Raw genomic sequence first — 17,929 nt, 5'->3', positions numbered from 1 at the left:
TTTTGATATTGCTATAAATATCTGATACAATTAATTTATATTAAAAGTATCAATCAAAACAATAAGTTAAAAATTTGTTAAAAATATAAGTTTTATAAACAATTTTAAAAACGCTGAGTTAGAGATTGGCTTTACATTAATAAACTATTGGACAATATATGTCTCTAAGTATAAAAGTAAAAGAAAGTATTATTAGCACATATGGATATCATAAAAATGACAGCGGTTCCACCGAAGTTCAAGTAGCTATGTTAACAAATCAAATCAATCATTTAAAAAATCATTTTTCTTACCATAAAAAAGATTACCATAGTCGTAGAGGATTGCTAAGAATGGTTTCTAGACGAAGAAAATTACTAAATTATTTGAAAAAAACAAATTTTGACAAATACTGTAAATTAATTGCAAGTTTAAAACTTCGTCATTAATTATTTATTATTTTTAATTTTTAGTAAAAAACATAAAAAATTTTAAATTTAATAAAATCCAAAACTATTGAAAAATTACAATTTTATCTTATCTATTTTGAAAAATTAAGGATTTTAAATTTTGCTAAATCCTACTATCAGCACATTTAAATATGGTCAACATACCATAAAATTAGAAACTGGTGTTATAGCTCGTCAAGCAACAGCAGCAGTTATGACTAGTATAGACGATACTTCTGTTCTTGTTACTGTAGTTTGTCAAAAAAACATTAACTCAGATGTAGATTTTTTTCCATTAACAATTACTTATCAGGAACGTACTTATGCTGCTGGACGTATCCCAGGAAGTTTTTTTAGAAGAGAAGGTCGTCCTAGTGAAACAGAAATATTAGTTTCTCGTCTAATTGATCGTCCATTACGTCCCTTGTTTCCAGAAGATTTTATAAATGAAGTTCAAATTATTGCTACTGTCGTTTCTTTAAATCCTCAAATAAATCCCGATATAGTCGCTATTATTGGAGCTTCTGCAGCTTTATCATTATCCGGTATTCCTTTTGCAGGTCCTATTGGAGCAGCACGTATAGGCTATATTAACAAAGAATATGTTTTAAATCCTACTATTGATCAAATGAAAACATCAGATTTAGATCTAGTGATTTCTAGTACAAAAGATGCAATTTTAATGGTAGAATCATCAGCTAATCTCTTAACAGAAGAAACAATATTAAATGCTATTATTTATGGGTATGAAAAACAACAAAAAGTTATAAAAAACATCAATAAATTTGTTGAAAAAGCAGGAAAAAAAGTATGGGACTGGAGTCCAGAACATATTAGTAAAACATTAAAAACAACAATTAAAGATTTAGTTGAAAAAAACTTAAAAAAAGCGTATAAAATAAAAGAAAAAAATAAACGCTGTGAAAGAATCAATGAAATTAAAAATCATATTTTAGAAACTGTATTAAAAGAAGATGATCAATTAGAAAAAAATAAAATTATTCGTTTTCTTTTAAATATTGAAAGAGAAATAATGCGCAAAAGCCTCATTAAAGGTAATAAACGTATTGATGGAAGATCTAAAAATGAAATCAGAGACATTAACGTAATAACTGGAATATTGTCTAGAACGCATGGTTCTGCTCTCTTTACAAGAGGAGAAACTCAAGCATTAGTTACAACTACTTTAGGAACTTCACGTGATGCACAAAACGTTGACGAACTTATAGGAGAACGTGCTGAAAATTTTTTATTTCATTATAACTTTCCTCCATACTCTGTTGGAGAAACTGGAAATATTGGTTCTCCAAAACGTCGGGAAATTGGACATGGAAAACTAGCAAAACGAAGTCTTTTAGCTGTTATGCCTACTATAGAATCCTTTCCGTATACAATCAGATTAGTATCTGAAATCACTGAGTCTAATGGATCATCATCAATGGCTTCTGTATGTGGAGCATCACTTGCTTTGATGGATGCTGGAGTACCTATTAAAACAGCAATAGCTGGAATTGCTATGGGGTTAGTTAAAGAAAAAGAAGATTTTGTAGTTTTATCTGATATTTTAGGGGACGAAGATCATTTAGGAGATATGGATTTTAAAGTAGCTGGAGGTGATTCTGGGGTTACTGCACTACAAATGGATATAAAAATTAAAGGTATCACTCGGGAAATTATGAAAATAGCGTTAACAGAAGCAAAGAAAGCAAGAATACATATTTTAAATATCATGAATAAAGAAATTAGTAATCCTCGTCAAGAAATTTCTGAATTTGCCCCAAGAATTTATACTATAAAAATTAATACAGATAAAATTAAAGACGTAATTGGAAAAGGAGGATCAATTATTAGATCTATAACAGAAGAAACAAAAACTACAATAGAAATCGAGGATGATGGTACAATTAAAATTGCTGCTAATCAAGATATTACAGCTAAAGAAGCTATTAGAAGAATTGAAGAAATTACAGCTGAGATAATTGTTGGTAATATTTACTCAGGAAAAGTAACAAGGATTGTTGATTTTGGAGCATTCGTTGCTATTAAGGGGGGAAAAGAAGGATTAGTACATATTTCACAAATTACTCATAAACGTGTAGAAAAAGTTACAGATTTTTTAGAAAGAGGTCAAAAAGTTTTAGTTAAAGTGATTGAAGTAGATCGTAATAGCAGAATTAGATTAAGTATTAAAGAACTGCAAAAAACATAAATATAACTTTTAAAAAAAAAAACAGTTTTTTCTAAAGTATATATTTAATAATTGGTGTTAGATGTTTTTTAATTTTTTTTAACTCATTATATAATGTTGATAATGTTAGATTTTTATTATTTTTTATATTAAACAAGATTTGCTTAATATAGTATAAATATTAAATTAATTTATAATTTTCATCATTCTCTCTTATTCTTATTCATATAATAAAATTTTAAAATAATGTAAATATTTTTTTACATTAAACTCGCTTATAAAATTTTAATATAAAATTGAATAGTAGAAATAAAAATAGTTAAATTTATTTGTTTATCGAGTATTTTATTAAAATATGATTAGTAGTATTTATTTTTTAACTATTTATTTCTATTCGAATATTATAATTTAAAATTCAATATAGTGTTTTAAAAAAAGTTATTTCATTTTTTCAATTAATTCATTATAAAAATTTAAAACAACATAATTATTATTTTAATTTTATAGTTAAAACTATTCTTTACAATTAAAAAAAATAGAGACTAGTTCTTGAAATCAAGAGGCATAAAGTACTACATGACTAATATGCAAATCAATTTTACTGATTTAGGACTTAAACAGTCCATTTTATCAGTTTTAAAAGATATTGGATATATTAAACCATCTCCTATTCAATCAGCCTGTATTCCATATCTTTTATCAGGACGTGATGTTTTAGGAATGGCTCAAACTGGAAGTGGAAAAACAGCTGCTTTTTCACTACCTATGTTAAACAAAATAGATCCGTTGTTAAAATCTCCTCAAATTTTAGTTCTTACTCCAACTAGAGAGTTAGCTTTGCAAGTATCTGAAGCTTTTAATGATTTCTCAAAAAATATGAATCATATTCGTGTGCTTGCTCTATACGGAGGACAACGTTATGATATACAGTTACGAGCGTTACGATATGGGCCTCAAGTAGTTGTCGGTACTCCAGGACGTCTTTTAGATCATTTAAAAAGAGGAACCTTAGTTTTTTCAAATTTAACTGGTTTAATTTTAGATGAAGCAGATGAAATGTTACGTATGGGTTTTATTGAAGATGTAGAATCAATTATGTCAAAATTACCTAAAGATCATCAAACAGCACTTTTTTCTGCTACTATGCCAGATCCTATTTTAAGGATTACTCGACGTTTTATGAAAAACCCTCAAGAAATCAGGATAAAATCAAATTTAACTACTAGACCAGATATTAGCCAATCTTATTGGTATGTATATGGTTGCAAAAAAAATGCTTTGATGAGATTTCTTGAAGTAGAAAATTTTGATGCAGCAATTATTTTTGTACGTACGAAGAGTATGACTTTAGAAGTTAATGAGGTATTGGAAAAAAATGGATATAATAGCGCACCTCTTAATGGTGATATGAATCAAATTCTTCGTGAAAAAACTTTGGAGCGTTTAAGAAACGGAAATTTAGATATTTTAATTGCTACCGACGTAGCTGCTCGTGGTTTAGATGTTGAACGTATTAGTCTAGTAATTAATTATGATATCCCATTAGATGCAGAATCTTATGTTCATAGAATTGGGCGTACCGGAAGAGCAGGTCGTGCAGGTCGTGCATTGTTATTTGTTGAAAATCGTGAAAGACGATTGCTAATCAACATTGAACGTATTATGAAAGTTAAAATTTCAGAAGCAAAATTACCTGATGCTAATTTATTAAGTACTTGTCGTCAAAAGAAATTTTCAATACGCATAGAAAAGCAACTTGAAAGCAGTGATTTAGAAAAATACTGCAAACTTTTAGAACGGCTATCACCTACAAAAGATTTAGATATTAAAATTTTGGCTGCTGCATTACTAAAAATTGCACAAGGTGAACGTCCACTAATTTTACCTCCTGATTCTTTATATTTTCAACGTCGGGAACGAAAAACAAATTATGATTTTCGTAAGAATCAAAGAAAAATGGATATTTATCGTATTGAAATTGGAAGAAATGATGGGGTAGAAGTGCGTCATATTGTTGGTGCTATTACAAATGAAGCTGATATGAATAATCGATCTATTGGAAATATTAAATTATTTAATACTCACTCTACAATTGAGTTACCACAAGGAAAATCTAATAATATTTTAAAAAATTTTGCTAGAATTCGTATCTTTAATAAACCAATAAATATAAAGTTATTGAGTGAATCAAAAATTCAAGACAGTAATCTGAAAAATTTTAAAAATCGTGTATATAATCGTCGTATTTTTGAAAAAAATAAAATTAAACGTTCTAATCACGAGTATAACAATCGAAATAATAATTTTAAAAATATTAAAATAAATTAAAAAAAACATATTTTGATATTTATTAATAACAGGACATTTGATTGTCCTGTTTAGTTTTTTTTAAAATTATTAATACTCTTTAAATTGAGATAAAAAACGTACCGCAGTAGCTTCAATTTCGATCTTTACATCTTTTGGTAATCGTGAAACTTCTACACATGAACGGACAGGATAAGTTGCTTTATGTTTTAAAAAAAATTGTTGATATTTTTTATTCATTATCTCAAAATCATTAAGATTTATCATAAAAATTTTAATTTTAACAATGTTATTTACTTTTAGTTTTGCTTTTTCTAATATTGCCTTTATATTATTTAAAGATAAACAAACCTGATCTTCTATTTTATTGGGAATAGTATTAGTTTTCGGATCTACTGGTATTTGACCAGAAATGATAACAAATTGACCTAAATCTAAACCTTGAACATAAGGTCCAATAGCTTTTGGTGCATTATCTGTACTAATAATAAAATTGGACATAGTTTATACCATAAATTTTTTGTATATAAAATATTATAAATAATTCATAACTATCTGATAAAAAAATTCTTTCTCACAATACTTACAAAGCAAGTACACCTTATTCATTTTTTTTCTTATTAAGAAACAAGAATATATTGATTCTACACGACTAATACAATTAATATTTGGACATATTAATAACCATTCAATAAATTTTGGTAAAATTGGTTTAATTTTTGTTACAACTTTATATTCTGATATACAATTTACTGTTGTTCGTGAAGAAAATATAGCAAGTTGATTAATTTGATCATTATTTAAAAAAGTATTTTCAATTTTAATTAAATCTTTTACCCCCATAATATATGAAGGTAGATTTAAACCAATTGTAATACGTTTATGAGTTTCAGTAAAACGAAAAAGTGATAATAATTTAAAACCTTTTCTTGCAGGGATATGATCAATAACAGTCCCACATTTTATTGCTTCTACTTGAAGTTTTTTATCTTGCATAAAGTTATTTTTACAACATTATTTTTTTTCTTAAAGTTAGTATTAACAAAGCTTGACGTACAAAAACTCCATTTTTAGCTTGCTCAAAATACCATGCTTGAGGTGTATTATCAACATCAGTTTTAATTTCATCAATTCGTGGTAATGGGTGCATAACTTTCATGCTATTTTTAGCATTTTTTAAATCAGATGCTCTTAATATAAGTTGTTCTTTTATATTAGCATATTCAGATGAATCTAATCTTTCTTTTTGCAATCTTGTCATATATAAAATATCTAATTTAGGTATAACTTCTTCTAAGGATAAATTTTTTTTCCATACAATATTTTTTTCATAAAGCATATCAGTTATATAAGTAGGCATGGATAATGCGTCAGGAGAAATAAAAAAAAAATGATTATTTTCAAATTTTGATAACGCTTGTGTTAAAGAATGTACAGTACGGCCATATTTTAAATCACCTACCATTGCTATGTTTAAGTTATGTAATCTACTTTGTGTTTCCATAATAGTAAAAAGATCTAAAAGAGTTTGCGTTGGATGTTGATTTGATCCATCACCTGCATTAATAATTGGAATATTTTTAGAGAAATTTGTTGCAAAACGTGCTGCACCTTCTAATGGGTGACGTATAATAATTGCGTCTACATAAGTGCTAATAACTGAAATTGTATCAGCAAGACTTTCACCTTTTTTCTTCATAGAAGTATTATTATCATCATCAAAACCAACAACTGAAGCTCCTAATCGATGGATTGCAGTTTCAAAAGAAAGTCTTGTGCGTGTTGAAGCTTCAAAAAAACAACTAGCAATAACATCATATTTCAATAAATCTTGGTATCTTTGATATTTTAATTTTTTAGCTGTTTTTAAAACTAATTTTATTTCTTCTTTACTAAAATCATTAATAGAAATGACATGTTTTCGATATAACGAATGAATCATTCGATGTATAACCTTTTATTAAAAATGTTTTAATTTTTTTATTGAAAATAATATTTATTTAGAAAGAATTTTTTAATAATGTAGATAACATTATTGCTTTAACAACATGTATCCTATTTGCTGCTTGTTCAAAAACTATACTATTTTTAGATTCAAAAACGTTATTTGTTACTTCCATTCCTTCCGTTAAACAATATTTTTTCATTAATTTCGCTCCTAATTCGGTTTCTTTATTGTGAAAAGCTGGCAAGCAGTGCAAAAATTTTACATTAGGATTATAAGTAAGTGCTAACACATTTTTATTAACTTGATAATGTCGTAAAAAATTAATTTTTTTTTCCCAAAAACTTTTATTTTCTCCCATTGATATCCAAACATCTGTATATATAAAATCTGATCCTATAACTCCTTCAGCAATATTTTCTGTTAATTTAATATTACCTCCATTTTTTTTTGCTAATATACTACAAATATTAAATAATCTTTTTTTAGGCCAACAAAATTTAGGTGAAATTAATCTAAAATTCATACCAAATAAAGCAGCTGCTTCAAGCATACTGTTACTTATATTATTGCTTGCATCTCCAATATATGATAAAGTGATGTTTTTAATTTTTTTTTCTGGTAAATATTCTTGCATAGTTAACAAATCTGAAAGAATTTGTGTAGGATGAAAATCATTTGTTAATCCGTTCCATACAGGAATTTCAGCATAATTAGATAAAATTTTTAATTGAATTTGTTTAAATCCTCTATATTGAATACCATCATACATTTTACCTAATACACGTGCAGTGTCTTTTATTGATTCTTTATAATTAATTTGATTGCCAATGGGTCCTAGATAAGTTACATTTGCACCTTGATCATATGCAGCTACTTCGAAAGCACATCTAGTACGAGTAGAATCCTTTTCAAAAATTAATGCAAGATTTTTTCTTGTTAAATATTGAATTTCTTGATTCTTTTTTTTAGCTTTTTTTAATTTAAAAGCAAGATCAATTAAGTATTGAATTTCTTGTGCATTAAATTGTAATAATCTAAGAAAATGACGTTTATAAAATGTATTCATATGAAATTTTTTCCAAAAAAATATAAAAAACCTTTAAGCAATTTATTTTATAAAAATTTTTGTAAATTTATAAAAATTTTTTTATGAAAAATAATTTTTTATTTTTATTTGCCTGCATGTTTTATACTTATAAAGTAAATAATCTTAATATCAATGTGTAATTATAACTATTTTTTATTCTATTAAGATCTTATTTGCTTATTTTTATAAATTTCAACTATAATCATTTAATTTTAAATTAATTATAATGCAATTTAAAAAAATTAGTTTAATAAATATTTATATTGTTATTAGAATCTTTAATTTTTTATAAAAGGGATTAAACTTTGTATAAAAACATGACTTATAAAAATGCAGGCGTAAATATTGATACCGCAAAAAAATTTATTAAAAGAATTAAAAAAATTGTTAATATAACTAAAAAAAAAGAATCTTTTAGTGATTTTGGAAACTTTAGTTCACTTTTTCAAATTCCTAAAGGATATTGTGAACCAATTTTAGTTTCTAGTACTGATGGAGTTGGTACTAAATTATGTTTTACTTCTTTATTGAATAAGTATGATTCAATTGGAATTGATTTAGTAGCAATGTGCGTTAACGATTTACTAACATATGGTGCTAAACCACTATTTTTTCTTGATTATTATTCTGTAAGTAAACTAAACATAACAATTGCTGAAAAAATTATTGATGGAATTTCTAAAGGTTGTATAGAATCTAATTGCTCTTTAGTAGGAGGTGAAACAGCAGAAATGCCTGATCTTTATCAAAATAAAGATTTTGATTTAGCAGGATTTAGTGTAGGAATAGTTGAAAAATCTAAAATAATTAATAAAAAAAACGTCAAAAACGGTGATATCATATTAGCTTTACAATCAAATGGATTACATTCAAACGGATACTCTTTAGTTAGAAAAATAATAAAAGACTGTAATATAGATATAAATACTACAACAATAAAAAAACATTTATTAAAAAAAATATTACTAAATCCTACAAAAATTTACGTAAAAATTATTCATAAATTAATTGAAAATAATGTAAAAATTAATGCAATAGCTCATATTACTGGAGGAGGTTTAATTGAAAATATACCTAGAGTTTTACCTATTAACACACAAGCTATTATTAATCAAAAAAAATGGAAATGGCCTAATATTTTTACGTGGTTAAAAAAAATAGGTGACATTTCTAATAATGAAATGTATCGTACATTTAATTGTGGCATTGGAATGATAATTATTGTTAATAAAAATGAAGTAAAAAAATTAATAAATATTGGTAAATCAATAAATGAAAAAATATTTGAAATAGGAATGGTTAAACTTGCTTCTTCTGAAAAAAGAATAATTATTACTTAATTAATCAAAAATTAAATTCATATAGATTTTTTAATAACTATTTACTGTTTTTTATTTGATAAATGTTTTTATTACTAACTACTACTTTAATGTTTTTTTAGCAAAAATAACTATATTAATATAGTTGTAAATTTTTAATAAATATCAATCAAAAATATTCATTTTTATGATTAATATTTGTAGAGTAAATGAGTAATAGATGATTCAAAAAAAACAATATTTAGAAAAAGAACTAAGCTGGTTATCTTTCAATGAAAGAGTATTACAGGAAGTAGCAGATAAAAAAAATGATTTGCTAGAACGATTATATTTTTTAGGAATATATTCAAACAATTTAGACGAATTTTATAAAGTGCGTTTTTCTGAACTTAAACGTAATATTCTTATCAAAGAAGAACAATCTCCATGCAATTTTAACAATTGTTTATTAGAAAAAATACAAGAAAAAGTTTTACTTTCTGATAAAAAATTTAATTTACTTTATAACAATTTGTTATTAGAAATGGCACGTAATCAAATTTTTTTAATTAATGAAAATCAACTGTCACATAATCAAAAAAAATGGTTACATAAGTATTTTAATAATCAATTAAAGAAATACATAATACCGATTATTATTAATGATGATACTAATTTAACTAAGTTTTTAAAAGATGATTACACTTATTTAGCAATTGAAATTATAAAGAATTTAGATAAAAAAATACGTTATGCTTTAATTGAGATTCCTTCAGATAAAATATCTAGGTTTATTTTATTAAGAACAAAAGCTCCATTTAGAAATAAACCTATCATTTTATTAGATAATATTATACGCTATTTTTTAGAAGATATATTTAAAAGCTTTTTTGATTATGATCAAATAAATGCTTATTCTATAAAAATTACACGTGATGCAGAATATGATTTAGTTGCAGAAATGGAGTCTAGTTTGATTGAACTAATGTCTTCCAGTTTAAAAAAACGCTTGACAGCTAAACCAGTACGTTTTATATATCAAAAAGATATGCCATTAGATATGATTAAACTTTTATGTCATAAACTTTCTCTTTCTAATTACGATTCAATTCTACCTGGAAATCGATATCATAATTTTAAAGATTTTATAAAATTTCCAAGTATATTAAAAAAAAAAATAATCAATCCATTTTTACCTCAAATTCATCATATTGATTTTCGTAAATTTCGTAATAAATTTAATGCTATTAGAAAGAGAGATATAATATTATATTATCCATATCATACTTTTGAACATGTTTTAGAATTACTACAACAAGCTTCGTTTGATCCTCATGTTATTGCTATTAAAATTAATATTTATCGAGTAGCAAGAAATTCACGAATAATTAACTCTATTATTCATTCTGCATATAATGGAAAAAAAGTAACTGTAGTTGTTGAGCTACAAGCAAGATTTGATGAAGCTGCTAATATAAATTGGGCAAAACAACTAACAGAAGCAGGTGTGCACGTTATTTTTTCTGCTCCTGGGTTAAAAATACATGCTAAGCTTTTTTTAATTTCTCGTCGAGAGAAAGAACAAATTGTACATTATGCTCATATAGGAACAGGAAATTTCAATGAAAAAACAGCTAAATCTTATACTGATTATTCATTATTAACTGCTGATTCTAGAATCACTAATGAGGTACGTAAAGTTTTTCATTTTATTGAAAATCCTTATCGTCCAGTTCAATTTGATTATTTAATAGTTTCTCCTCAAAATTCAAGAAATAAACTATATCAATTAATAGATAACGAAATTAACTTTGCAAAAAAAGGTTATAAAGCATCTATTATATTAAAATTAAATAATTTATCTGATCAAGGTTTAATTAATAGATTATATAAGGCGTCAAAAGCAGGAGTAAAAGTTTATTTATTAGTGAGGAGTATGTGTTCATTAATTCCTCAATTAAAAGGAATCAGTGAAAATATTTATGCAATCAGTATTATTGATCGTTATCTTGAACATGATCGTATTTATGCTTTTGAGAACAAAGGAAACAAAAAAGTATTTATTTCATCTGCTGACTGGATGACACGTAATATTGATTATCGCATAGAAGTAGCTGTTTCTATACTTGATAATCGCATTAAAAATCAAATTTTAGATATTGTTAAAATTTTATTTAGTGATACTGTTAAGGCTCGTATTCTTGATAAAGAAATGAGTAACAAATATGTATTAAGAGGAAAAAATCATAAAGTAAGAGCACAAATTAGCATTTATAAATATATTAAGAAAAATTTTAACAACAAATAAATTTTTAGCACTTATTCAGCAATATTAGTTGACAAAAAAAACAAAATTGTTATTATAATAGAGATTTTTGATATTATTCCTCTGTAGTTCAGTTGGTAGAACGGCGGACTGTTAATCCGTATGTCACTGGTTCGAGCCCAGTCGGAGGAGCAAATTTTTTAAGACGAAAAATTTATCAAAAAGCTTTCCAATGATCATTGGAAATTTTCAATTTTATTTTATAAAAATTATTTATCCTTCCCTTTAGAAATTGATCCTAATTCTGCTTCTTTGTGTTAATAAATATATCAAAATTCTGCTTAATTAATATGCCCGGGGCGGGATTTGAACCCGCACAGCTTAAAAAGCCGAGGGATTTTAAGTCCCTTGTGTCTACCAAGTTCCACCACCTGGGCTTAATAGGCGCGTCTCGGAATTGAACCGAGCTAAACGGATTTGCAATCCGCTGCATAAACCCCTCTGCCAACGCGCCATTGTTATAATAATTGAGCGGGAAACGAGATTTGAACTCGCGACCCCGACCTTGGCAAGGTCGTACTCTACCAACTGAGCTATTCCCGCATTCTATATATTTTCTAATATATTTTATTTTACCATTCAAATAATCGCAGTCAATAAATTATTTCTTATAAATGTCTAAATGTTGTCTTTAAGTATATGCACATTGAAAAAACAGTAATAAATGCAGAAATATATAAAAAAAATATACCAACAGAAAACATTATATCAAAATTATTTGGGCGAGCAAGTAAAATTATTAATGATAACATTTGTATAAATGTTTTTATTTTGCTCATCCAAAAAACAGCAATTACCTTTCTTTTTCCAACGTCAGCCATCCATTCTCGTAAAGCAGAAACAATAATTTCTCTAATAAGAATAATAGCAGATGGTATTGTCACAAATAATGAATGAAAGTGTTCAACAATTAAAAAGAAAGTAATAGTTACAATTATTTTATCAGCAACTGGATCAAATAAAGTTCCAAAATGAGTTATTTGTTTTAAATAACGTGCTAAAAAACCATCCATCCAATCTGTAATAGCTGCTAAACTAAATATTAATATTGTCGCAAGTTTTGCCCATGTAAAGGGTAAATAAAACGTTAAAACAAAAAAAGGAATAAGAGCTATACGAAAAAAAGTAATGTATGTTGGAATATTAATTTGCATATGCCAGTCAGTATCTTTTTAAAATAAATTAGTCTGGTATACGTGTTTTTTTTATCTTTTTAATATTAAAGATATAATAAAATAAAATTTGATTGATTTTTAATAAAATGTTAATGCTAATATACTTTATAAAACTAGAAAAAATAATTAATAAAAAGCTGAATTTTTATTATAGTTTTACATATTATAATAGTCAATGAATAAAATATTTTTTTTAAAAATTTTGCTAATAAAGCTTTTTTGCAATTTCTAACCATTCTTTTTTAAAAGAACGATTCATATTTTTAATAGCATCAATTATATCATGATATACCATTTTTTCGTTCTTTATACCTATACATTTTCCACCATGCCCTTGCAATAATAATTCAATTGCATATACACCCATTCTTGAAGCAAGAATTCTATCATATGCACATGGAGATCCTCCTCTTTGAATATATCCTAAAACCGTAGCTCGTGTTTCACGTTTCGTATTTAATTCAATATAATGAGCTAAGTCTTCTATATTACATATATGTTCTGTAATAACTACAATAGCATGTTTTTTTCCTTTAGAAATTCCTGCTTTTATTTCTAATAATAATTCTTCCTTTGAATAAGAAACTTCAGGTAAAACAATATATTCACATCCACCTGCAATTGCTGATGCTAAAGTTAAATCACCACAACATCTGCCCATTACTTCTACAATAGAAATTCTTTGATGCGAAGAAGATGTATCACGAAGACGATCAATAGCTTCAACTACAGTTTGTAAAGCAGTAAAATAACCAATGCTATAATCAGTTCCTGCAACATCGTTATCAATAGTTCCAGGTAAACCAATACAAGGAAAACCCATTTCAGTTAAGCGTTTAGCACCAATATAGGTTCCATCCCCACCAATTACTACTAACGCATCAATGTTTTTATTTTTCAGATTGTTCACTGCAACGTTTCGTATTTCTTTATAACAAAATTCAGGAAAACGAGCAGAGCCAAGAAACGTTCCTCCTTTATTAATAACATCAGATACGCTATATCGATTTAAATTTATCATTCTGTTTTCGTAAAGTCCCAAATATCCATCATAAATACCGTATACTTTTAAGTTTTCTTGTATTGCACAACGTACAACTCCTCTAATTGCAGCATTCATTCCTGGAGAATCACCGCCACTTGTTAATACGCCAACTGTTTTAATCATAATAATTTATTACCTGTTTTATAAAATTGAATTAATAATTACTTTTTTAAAAATTTATTAATATATTTTAAGTTAGTTACATTTATAAAAATTTTTTATAAAGTTTTATAAGTTATTTTAAATAGTAATATTTTTAATATATTCTTATAATTATTTTTTGTTAAATTAATAAAATATGTTAAATATCATTTAAGTAACATTTAATGTTGATACGAATAGTTTTATCTTTATACAAAAATAGTACTTTTTCAATAATTAATTTTTATAGCAATAAAAAGTTAGTAAAATTTTTATTTTTATAAGTTTAAAATTATAATAGTTTTTTTAAAATGGCGTAATTACTATGTTGAATTCATTTTTTTCCCATTTGAATTTAAGTACAAGTTTATTATTGTTTATTGCTCTTTTTTTTGTTTTATTTTATGAAGCAATTAACGGTTTTCATGATACATCTAATGCAGTTGCGACTATTATTTATACTCGAGCGATGCGTGCACAACTCTCTGTTTTTATGTCTGGAATTTTTAATTTTTTAGGAGTTCTATTTGGTGGTTTAAGTGTTGCATATGTTATTGTGCATATGCTACCAACTAATTTATTATTAAATTTAAATTATAATCATAGTTTAGCTATGGTTTTTTCTATGTTGTCTGCTGCAATTATTTGGAATTTAGGAACGTGGTATTTTGGGCTACCAGCTTCTAGTTCCCATACCTTAATTGGTGCAATCATTGGAATTGGCTTAACTAATGCTTTTATAAATGGCGATTCTATTTTTGAAGCTTTAAATTTTAAAAAAATTGCTAATATCTTTCTTTCTTTAATTATTTCACCAATTTTTGGACTATTAATATCTGGAGCATTAATTCTTTTATTGCGTCGTTATTGGAGTAATACTAAAAAACGTGCACGAATTCATATGACACCATGTATGCGTGAAAAAATTGATGGAAAAAAAAAGCCTCCTTTTTGGACGAGAATTGCGCTAATAATTTCGGCAATGGGAGTAAGTTATTCTCATGGAGCAAACGATGGACAAAAAGGTATAGGTTTAATAATGTTGGTTCTCATTACTTTAGTTCCAGGAGGTTTTGCTGTAAATATGAATGCATCAGGATATGATATAGCAAAAACTCGTGATGCTATTAATCATTTAGAAAAATATTATCAAGAACATACTACTCAATTTAATATTGTTATTAAAGATAACAAACCTATTTTTCAAAAAAAACAAAATAAACAACTATTTTTAAAATGTGAAGATAATGATGTTTTAGAAAAAATAAAAAACACAAAAGTTTTGTTAAAAAACTTACATTCATATGATGAATTATCTATAGATAAAAGAGTACAAATAAGACATTTTTTGCTTTGCATTTCTGATGTTGTAGAAAAAGTTAGAAAATCGTTGAACGTCTCAATAGAAAACAAAAAATTTCTTAAAAATTTAAAAAAAGATTTAATTAATACAGTTGAATATGCTCCAATATGGATTATTTTTTCTATAGCATTAGCATTAAGTATAGGAACAATGATTGGATGGCGTCGAGTAGTAGTCACAATTGGTGAAAAAATTGGTAAAAATAAAATGACCTACGCTCAAGGCATGTCAGCACAATTAACGGCTGCTGTATCAATTGGTATAGCTAGTTATACTGGTTTACCTGTTTCTACTACACATATTTTATCATCTTCTGTAGTAGGTAGTATCTTATTAGATAAAGGTGGGTTACAAATTAATACAATTAAAAATATTGTTATTGCTTGGATAGTTACTCTTCCTATTTGTATATTTTTGTCTAGTATATTTTTTTGGTGCACACTAAAAATAATTTAAATTAAAAACATTATAAAAATAAGTATATCAGGAAAACAGATATTATTGTTTTCCTGATTGCAATATTTTCTTTATTAAATAATTCCATAATATTTTAACATTTGATTTATGTTAGGAGTTTTACCAATAAATTTTTCTAACATTGTTTTAGGATTTTCTGACCCACCTTTTTGTAAAAAATTCTTAATAAAATCTTCTCCTGTTTTTCTATTAAAAATACCTTCTTTTACAAATCGTGCATAAGCGTTTGCTGCTAACATATTAGACCATAAATAACTATAATAACCAGCTCCATAACCACCAGAGAAAATATGTGTAAACGAATGCATAAACCTAGTCCAACTAGGTATTGGCAAAATAGTAATTTCTTTTTTGATGTTTTCAAATAGTTCAATCACTTGGTTTATATTATCAGGAATAAACGTGTTATGAATTAATAAATCAAATAAACTTAATTCTACTTGACGTAATATAAAAAGAGCTGAGTTATAATTTTTTGATTTTATAAGATTACATATAAAAGAATCAGGTAATGATTTTCCTGTTTTATAATGTTTTGAAATAAGTTTCAATACTTCTGGTTCCCAACACCAATATTCCATAATTTGACTAGGTAATTCTACTACATCCCAAGGTACATTTTTTATACCTGATATAGAAGAAATTTCTATTTTAGTTAAAATATGATGAAAAGCATGACCAAGTTCATGAAATAAAGTAATTATTTCATGGTGATTCAATAAAGATTTTTTTCCGATCATAGGTTTAGAGAAGTTACAAACAACATAAGCTATTGGTTTTTTTACACTCATATCTTTTTTTCGCATCATGCTTATACATTCGTTCATCCATGCCCCGTTTCTCTTATTTTTACGTGTATATAAATCTAAATAAAATCCACCGATTTTATTTTTTTTATCAAACACTTGAAAAAAACGTATATCATTATTCCATGTTTCTACTTTCTTTTCTTGAATAAAAATTCCATATATTCTATATAATATTTCAAAAAAACCTTGAATTACATATTTTTCTTGAAAGTATGGACGATATTCTTCATCATTTAATCCATACATGTATTTTTTTCTTTTTTCGCTAAAATAATAAAAATTCCAAGGATGTAAAAATTTAATTTGAGAAGAGTATCTATTACGACAAAATTTAAGCAATTCATTAACTTCTTTTTTTGCTTTTTCTTTAGATTTCTTTGCTAATTCATACAGGAAATTTGTAGCAACTGTAACATTTTTTATCATTTTTTTTGATAAGGATCTTTCTGCATATGATTGAAATCCAGTTAATTGAGATAATTTATGACGTAAACTAATTATTTTTATAATAATTTTGCTATTGTTCCATTTGCTATCATTTAATTTTTCATCAGAAGCACGAATTGAATAAAAATAATAAATTTCTTTACGTAAACGTTCATTATCACAATTATTGATAATTTGATGATAAATTTGTGTATCGAGTGTAAGTAACCATCCTTTTTCATTAATTTTTTTTGCTTGCAATTCAATTTGATTGATTGTATCGGAAGAAAGACCAGATAATAATTTTTTATCTAATATTAATTTTTTCCAGCTTTTAGTAGAATCCATTACATTGTTTTCATAAATGTTTTCATAATTTATAATATCTTTATAAATTTTTTTATACAAAATTTTTTCTTTTTCTAAAAGATCAATACCAGACAATTTAAAATTATCTAAGACATTATTTAACACTTTTTTTTGAGCAATATTGAGCATATTATAACAATTGACACTATTTTTTAGTAATAAAAATCTTTTATATAAAATTTTATTTTGATAAATAAAATTATGATAATTAGATATTAAAATTAAAGATTTTTGATAAATTTTTCTTAAAGGTTTGCTATTTTTTACTGCGTGTAGATGTTCTATAATACCAAAAATAGAGTATAAATCATCATTAATTTCTTCAAATACTTGACAAGTGTTATCCCATGTTGGAAAGTTTTTTTCATTATTGATTTGATCTATTATTGAATAACAATGTTTTAATGTTGCTTCTATAGCAATTAACATATGTTCTAATTTTATTTTTGAAAATGGGGGTAAACTCCATTTTTGTAGAAGTGGATTTTGCATAAATTAATTCCTATTAACAACAAAATACAAAATTTAATAAATATTTTAAC

Annotated in this window: 13 protein-coding genes and 4 tRNA genes; 7 read left to right on the top strand and 10 right to left on the bottom strand. The window is 25.7% G+C overall.

Features of this window, described 5'->3' with window-relative positions; all coding sequences use genetic code 11:
* Positions 1-158 precede the first annotated feature (158 nt).
* From rpsO to TGUWTKB_RS00935, 3 genes are all read left to right on the top strand, one after another.
* On the top strand, positions 159-428 hold the full coding sequence (rpsO, locus tag TGUWTKB_RS00945) for a 30S ribosomal protein S15 (protein WP_041062639.1): 270 nt from the start codon (positions 159-161) through the stop codon (positions 426-428).
* Between the two features lie 121 nt (positions 429-549).
* Complete coding sequence (gene pnp, locus TGUWTKB_RS00940) at positions 550-2,637, top strand: polyribonucleotide nucleotidyltransferase (protein WP_041062636.1); 2,088 nt, start codon at positions 550-552, stop codon at positions 2,635-2,637.
* Between the two features lie 555 nt (positions 2,638-3,192).
* On the top strand, positions 3,193-4,944 hold the full coding sequence (locus TGUWTKB_RS00935; RefSeq protein ID WP_052459521.1) for a DEAD/DEAH box helicase: 1,752 nt from the start codon (positions 3,193-3,195) through the stop codon (positions 4,942-4,944).
* A 69-nt stretch (positions 4,945-5,013) separates the two neighbouring features.
* On the opposite strand, the gene TGUWTKB_RS00930 is transcribed toward TGUWTKB_RS00935, so the two are convergent.
* The 4 genes from TGUWTKB_RS00930 to argF are packed head-to-tail and all read right to left on the bottom strand — an operon-like array spanning position 5,014 to position 7,937.
* Positions 5,014-5,424: a Rid family detoxifying hydrolase gene (locus TGUWTKB_RS00930; RefSeq protein WP_041062633.1), complete on the bottom strand. Its 411-nt coding sequence runs from the start codon at positions 5,422-5,424 to the stop codon at positions 5,014-5,016.
* Positions 5,425-5,457: 33 nt separating this feature from the next.
* On the bottom strand, positions 5,458-5,919 hold the full coding sequence (gene pyrI / locus TGUWTKB_RS00925; protein ID WP_041062630.1) for an aspartate carbamoyltransferase regulatory subunit: 462 nt from the start codon (positions 5,917-5,919) through the stop codon (positions 5,458-5,460).
* A gap of 10 nt (positions 5,920-5,929) precedes the next feature.
* Positions 5,930-6,865 (bottom strand): aspartate carbamoyltransferase, encoded by a 936-nt coding sequence (pyrB, locus tag TGUWTKB_RS00920; RefSeq protein WP_041062628.1) that lies wholly within the window; start codon positions 6,863-6,865, stop codon positions 5,930-5,932.
* 58 nt (positions 6,866-6,923) lie between these two features.
* Positions 6,924-7,937, bottom strand: a complete 1,014-nt coding sequence (argF, locus tag TGUWTKB_RS00915) for an ornithine carbamoyltransferase (RefSeq protein WP_041062625.1) — start codon at positions 7,935-7,937, stop codon at positions 6,924-6,926.
* A gap of 338 nt (positions 7,938-8,275) precedes the next feature.
* Between argF and purM the strand changes: the two genes are divergently transcribed.
* From purM to TGUWTKB_RS00900, 3 genes are all read left to right on the top strand, one after another.
* The gene (gene purM / locus TGUWTKB_RS00910; protein ID WP_041062621.1) at positions 8,276-9,298 is read left to right on the top strand and encodes a phosphoribosylformylglycinamidine cyclo-ligase; all 1,023 of its coding nucleotides are present in this window, start codon (positions 8,276-8,278) and stop codon (positions 9,296-9,298) included.
* 199 nt (positions 9,299-9,497) lie between these two features.
* Positions 9,498-11,564, top strand: a complete 2,067-nt coding sequence (gene ppk1, locus TGUWTKB_RS00905) for a polyphosphate kinase 1 (protein WP_041062618.1) — start codon at positions 9,498-9,500, stop codon at positions 11,562-11,564.
* A gap of 77 nt (positions 11,565-11,641) precedes the next feature.
* Positions 11,642-11,714 (top strand) — tRNA-Asn (locus TGUWTKB_RS00900).
* 159 nt (positions 11,715-11,873) lie between these two features.
* On the opposite strand, the gene TGUWTKB_RS00895 is transcribed toward TGUWTKB_RS00900, so the two are convergent.
* The 5 genes from TGUWTKB_RS00895 to pfkA form a co-directional block, all read right to left on the bottom strand.
* Positions 11,874-11,959: transfer RNA gene (locus TGUWTKB_RS00895), tRNA-Leu, on the bottom strand.
* Between the two features lie 5 nt (positions 11,960-11,964).
* Positions 11,965-12,036 (bottom strand) — tRNA-Cys (locus TGUWTKB_RS00890).
* 16 nt (positions 12,037-12,052) lie between these two features.
* A tRNA-Gly gene (locus TGUWTKB_RS00885) sits at positions 12,053-12,125 on the bottom strand.
* Positions 12,126-12,190: 65 nt separating this feature from the next.
* Positions 12,191-12,736, bottom strand: coding sequence for a CDP-diacylglycerol--glycerol-3-phosphate 3-phosphatidyltransferase (gene pgsA / locus TGUWTKB_RS00880; RefSeq protein ID WP_041062614.1), 546 nt, complete (start codon positions 12,734-12,736; stop codon positions 12,191-12,193).
* A 226-nt stretch (positions 12,737-12,962) separates the two neighbouring features.
* Positions 12,963-13,925 carry a 6-phosphofructokinase gene (gene pfkA / locus TGUWTKB_RS00875; RefSeq protein ID WP_041062612.1) on the bottom strand — a complete coding sequence of 321 codons (963 nt, stop codon included), beginning with the start codon at positions 13,923-13,925 and terminating at the stop codon, positions 12,963-12,965.
* 343 nt (positions 13,926-14,268) lie between these two features.
* On the opposite strand from pfkA, the gene pitA reads away from it, so the two are divergent.
* The gene (pitA, locus tag TGUWTKB_RS00870) at positions 14,269-15,762 is read left to right on the top strand and encodes an inorganic phosphate transporter PitA (protein ID WP_041062609.1); all 1,494 of its coding nucleotides are present in this window, start codon (positions 14,269-14,271) and stop codon (positions 15,760-15,762) included.
* Between the two features lie 74 nt (positions 15,763-15,836).
* Here the strand turns inward: pitA and TGUWTKB_RS00865 are convergent, their stop codons facing one another.
* Positions 15,837-17,879 (bottom strand): M3 family metallopeptidase, encoded by a 2,043-nt coding sequence (locus TGUWTKB_RS00865; protein WP_041062606.1) that lies wholly within the window; start codon positions 17,877-17,879, stop codon positions 15,837-15,839.
* Between the last annotated feature and the right edge of the window lie 50 nt (positions 17,880-17,929).

The sequence above is a fragment of the Candidatus Tachikawaea gelatinosa genome, assembly GCF_000828815.1.
Classification (GTDB): Bacteria; Pseudomonadota; Gammaproteobacteria; order Enterobacterales; family Enterobacteriaceae; genus Tachikawaea; species Tachikawaea gelatinosa.
This window is presented reverse-complemented; position numbering and strand designations above follow the sequence as displayed.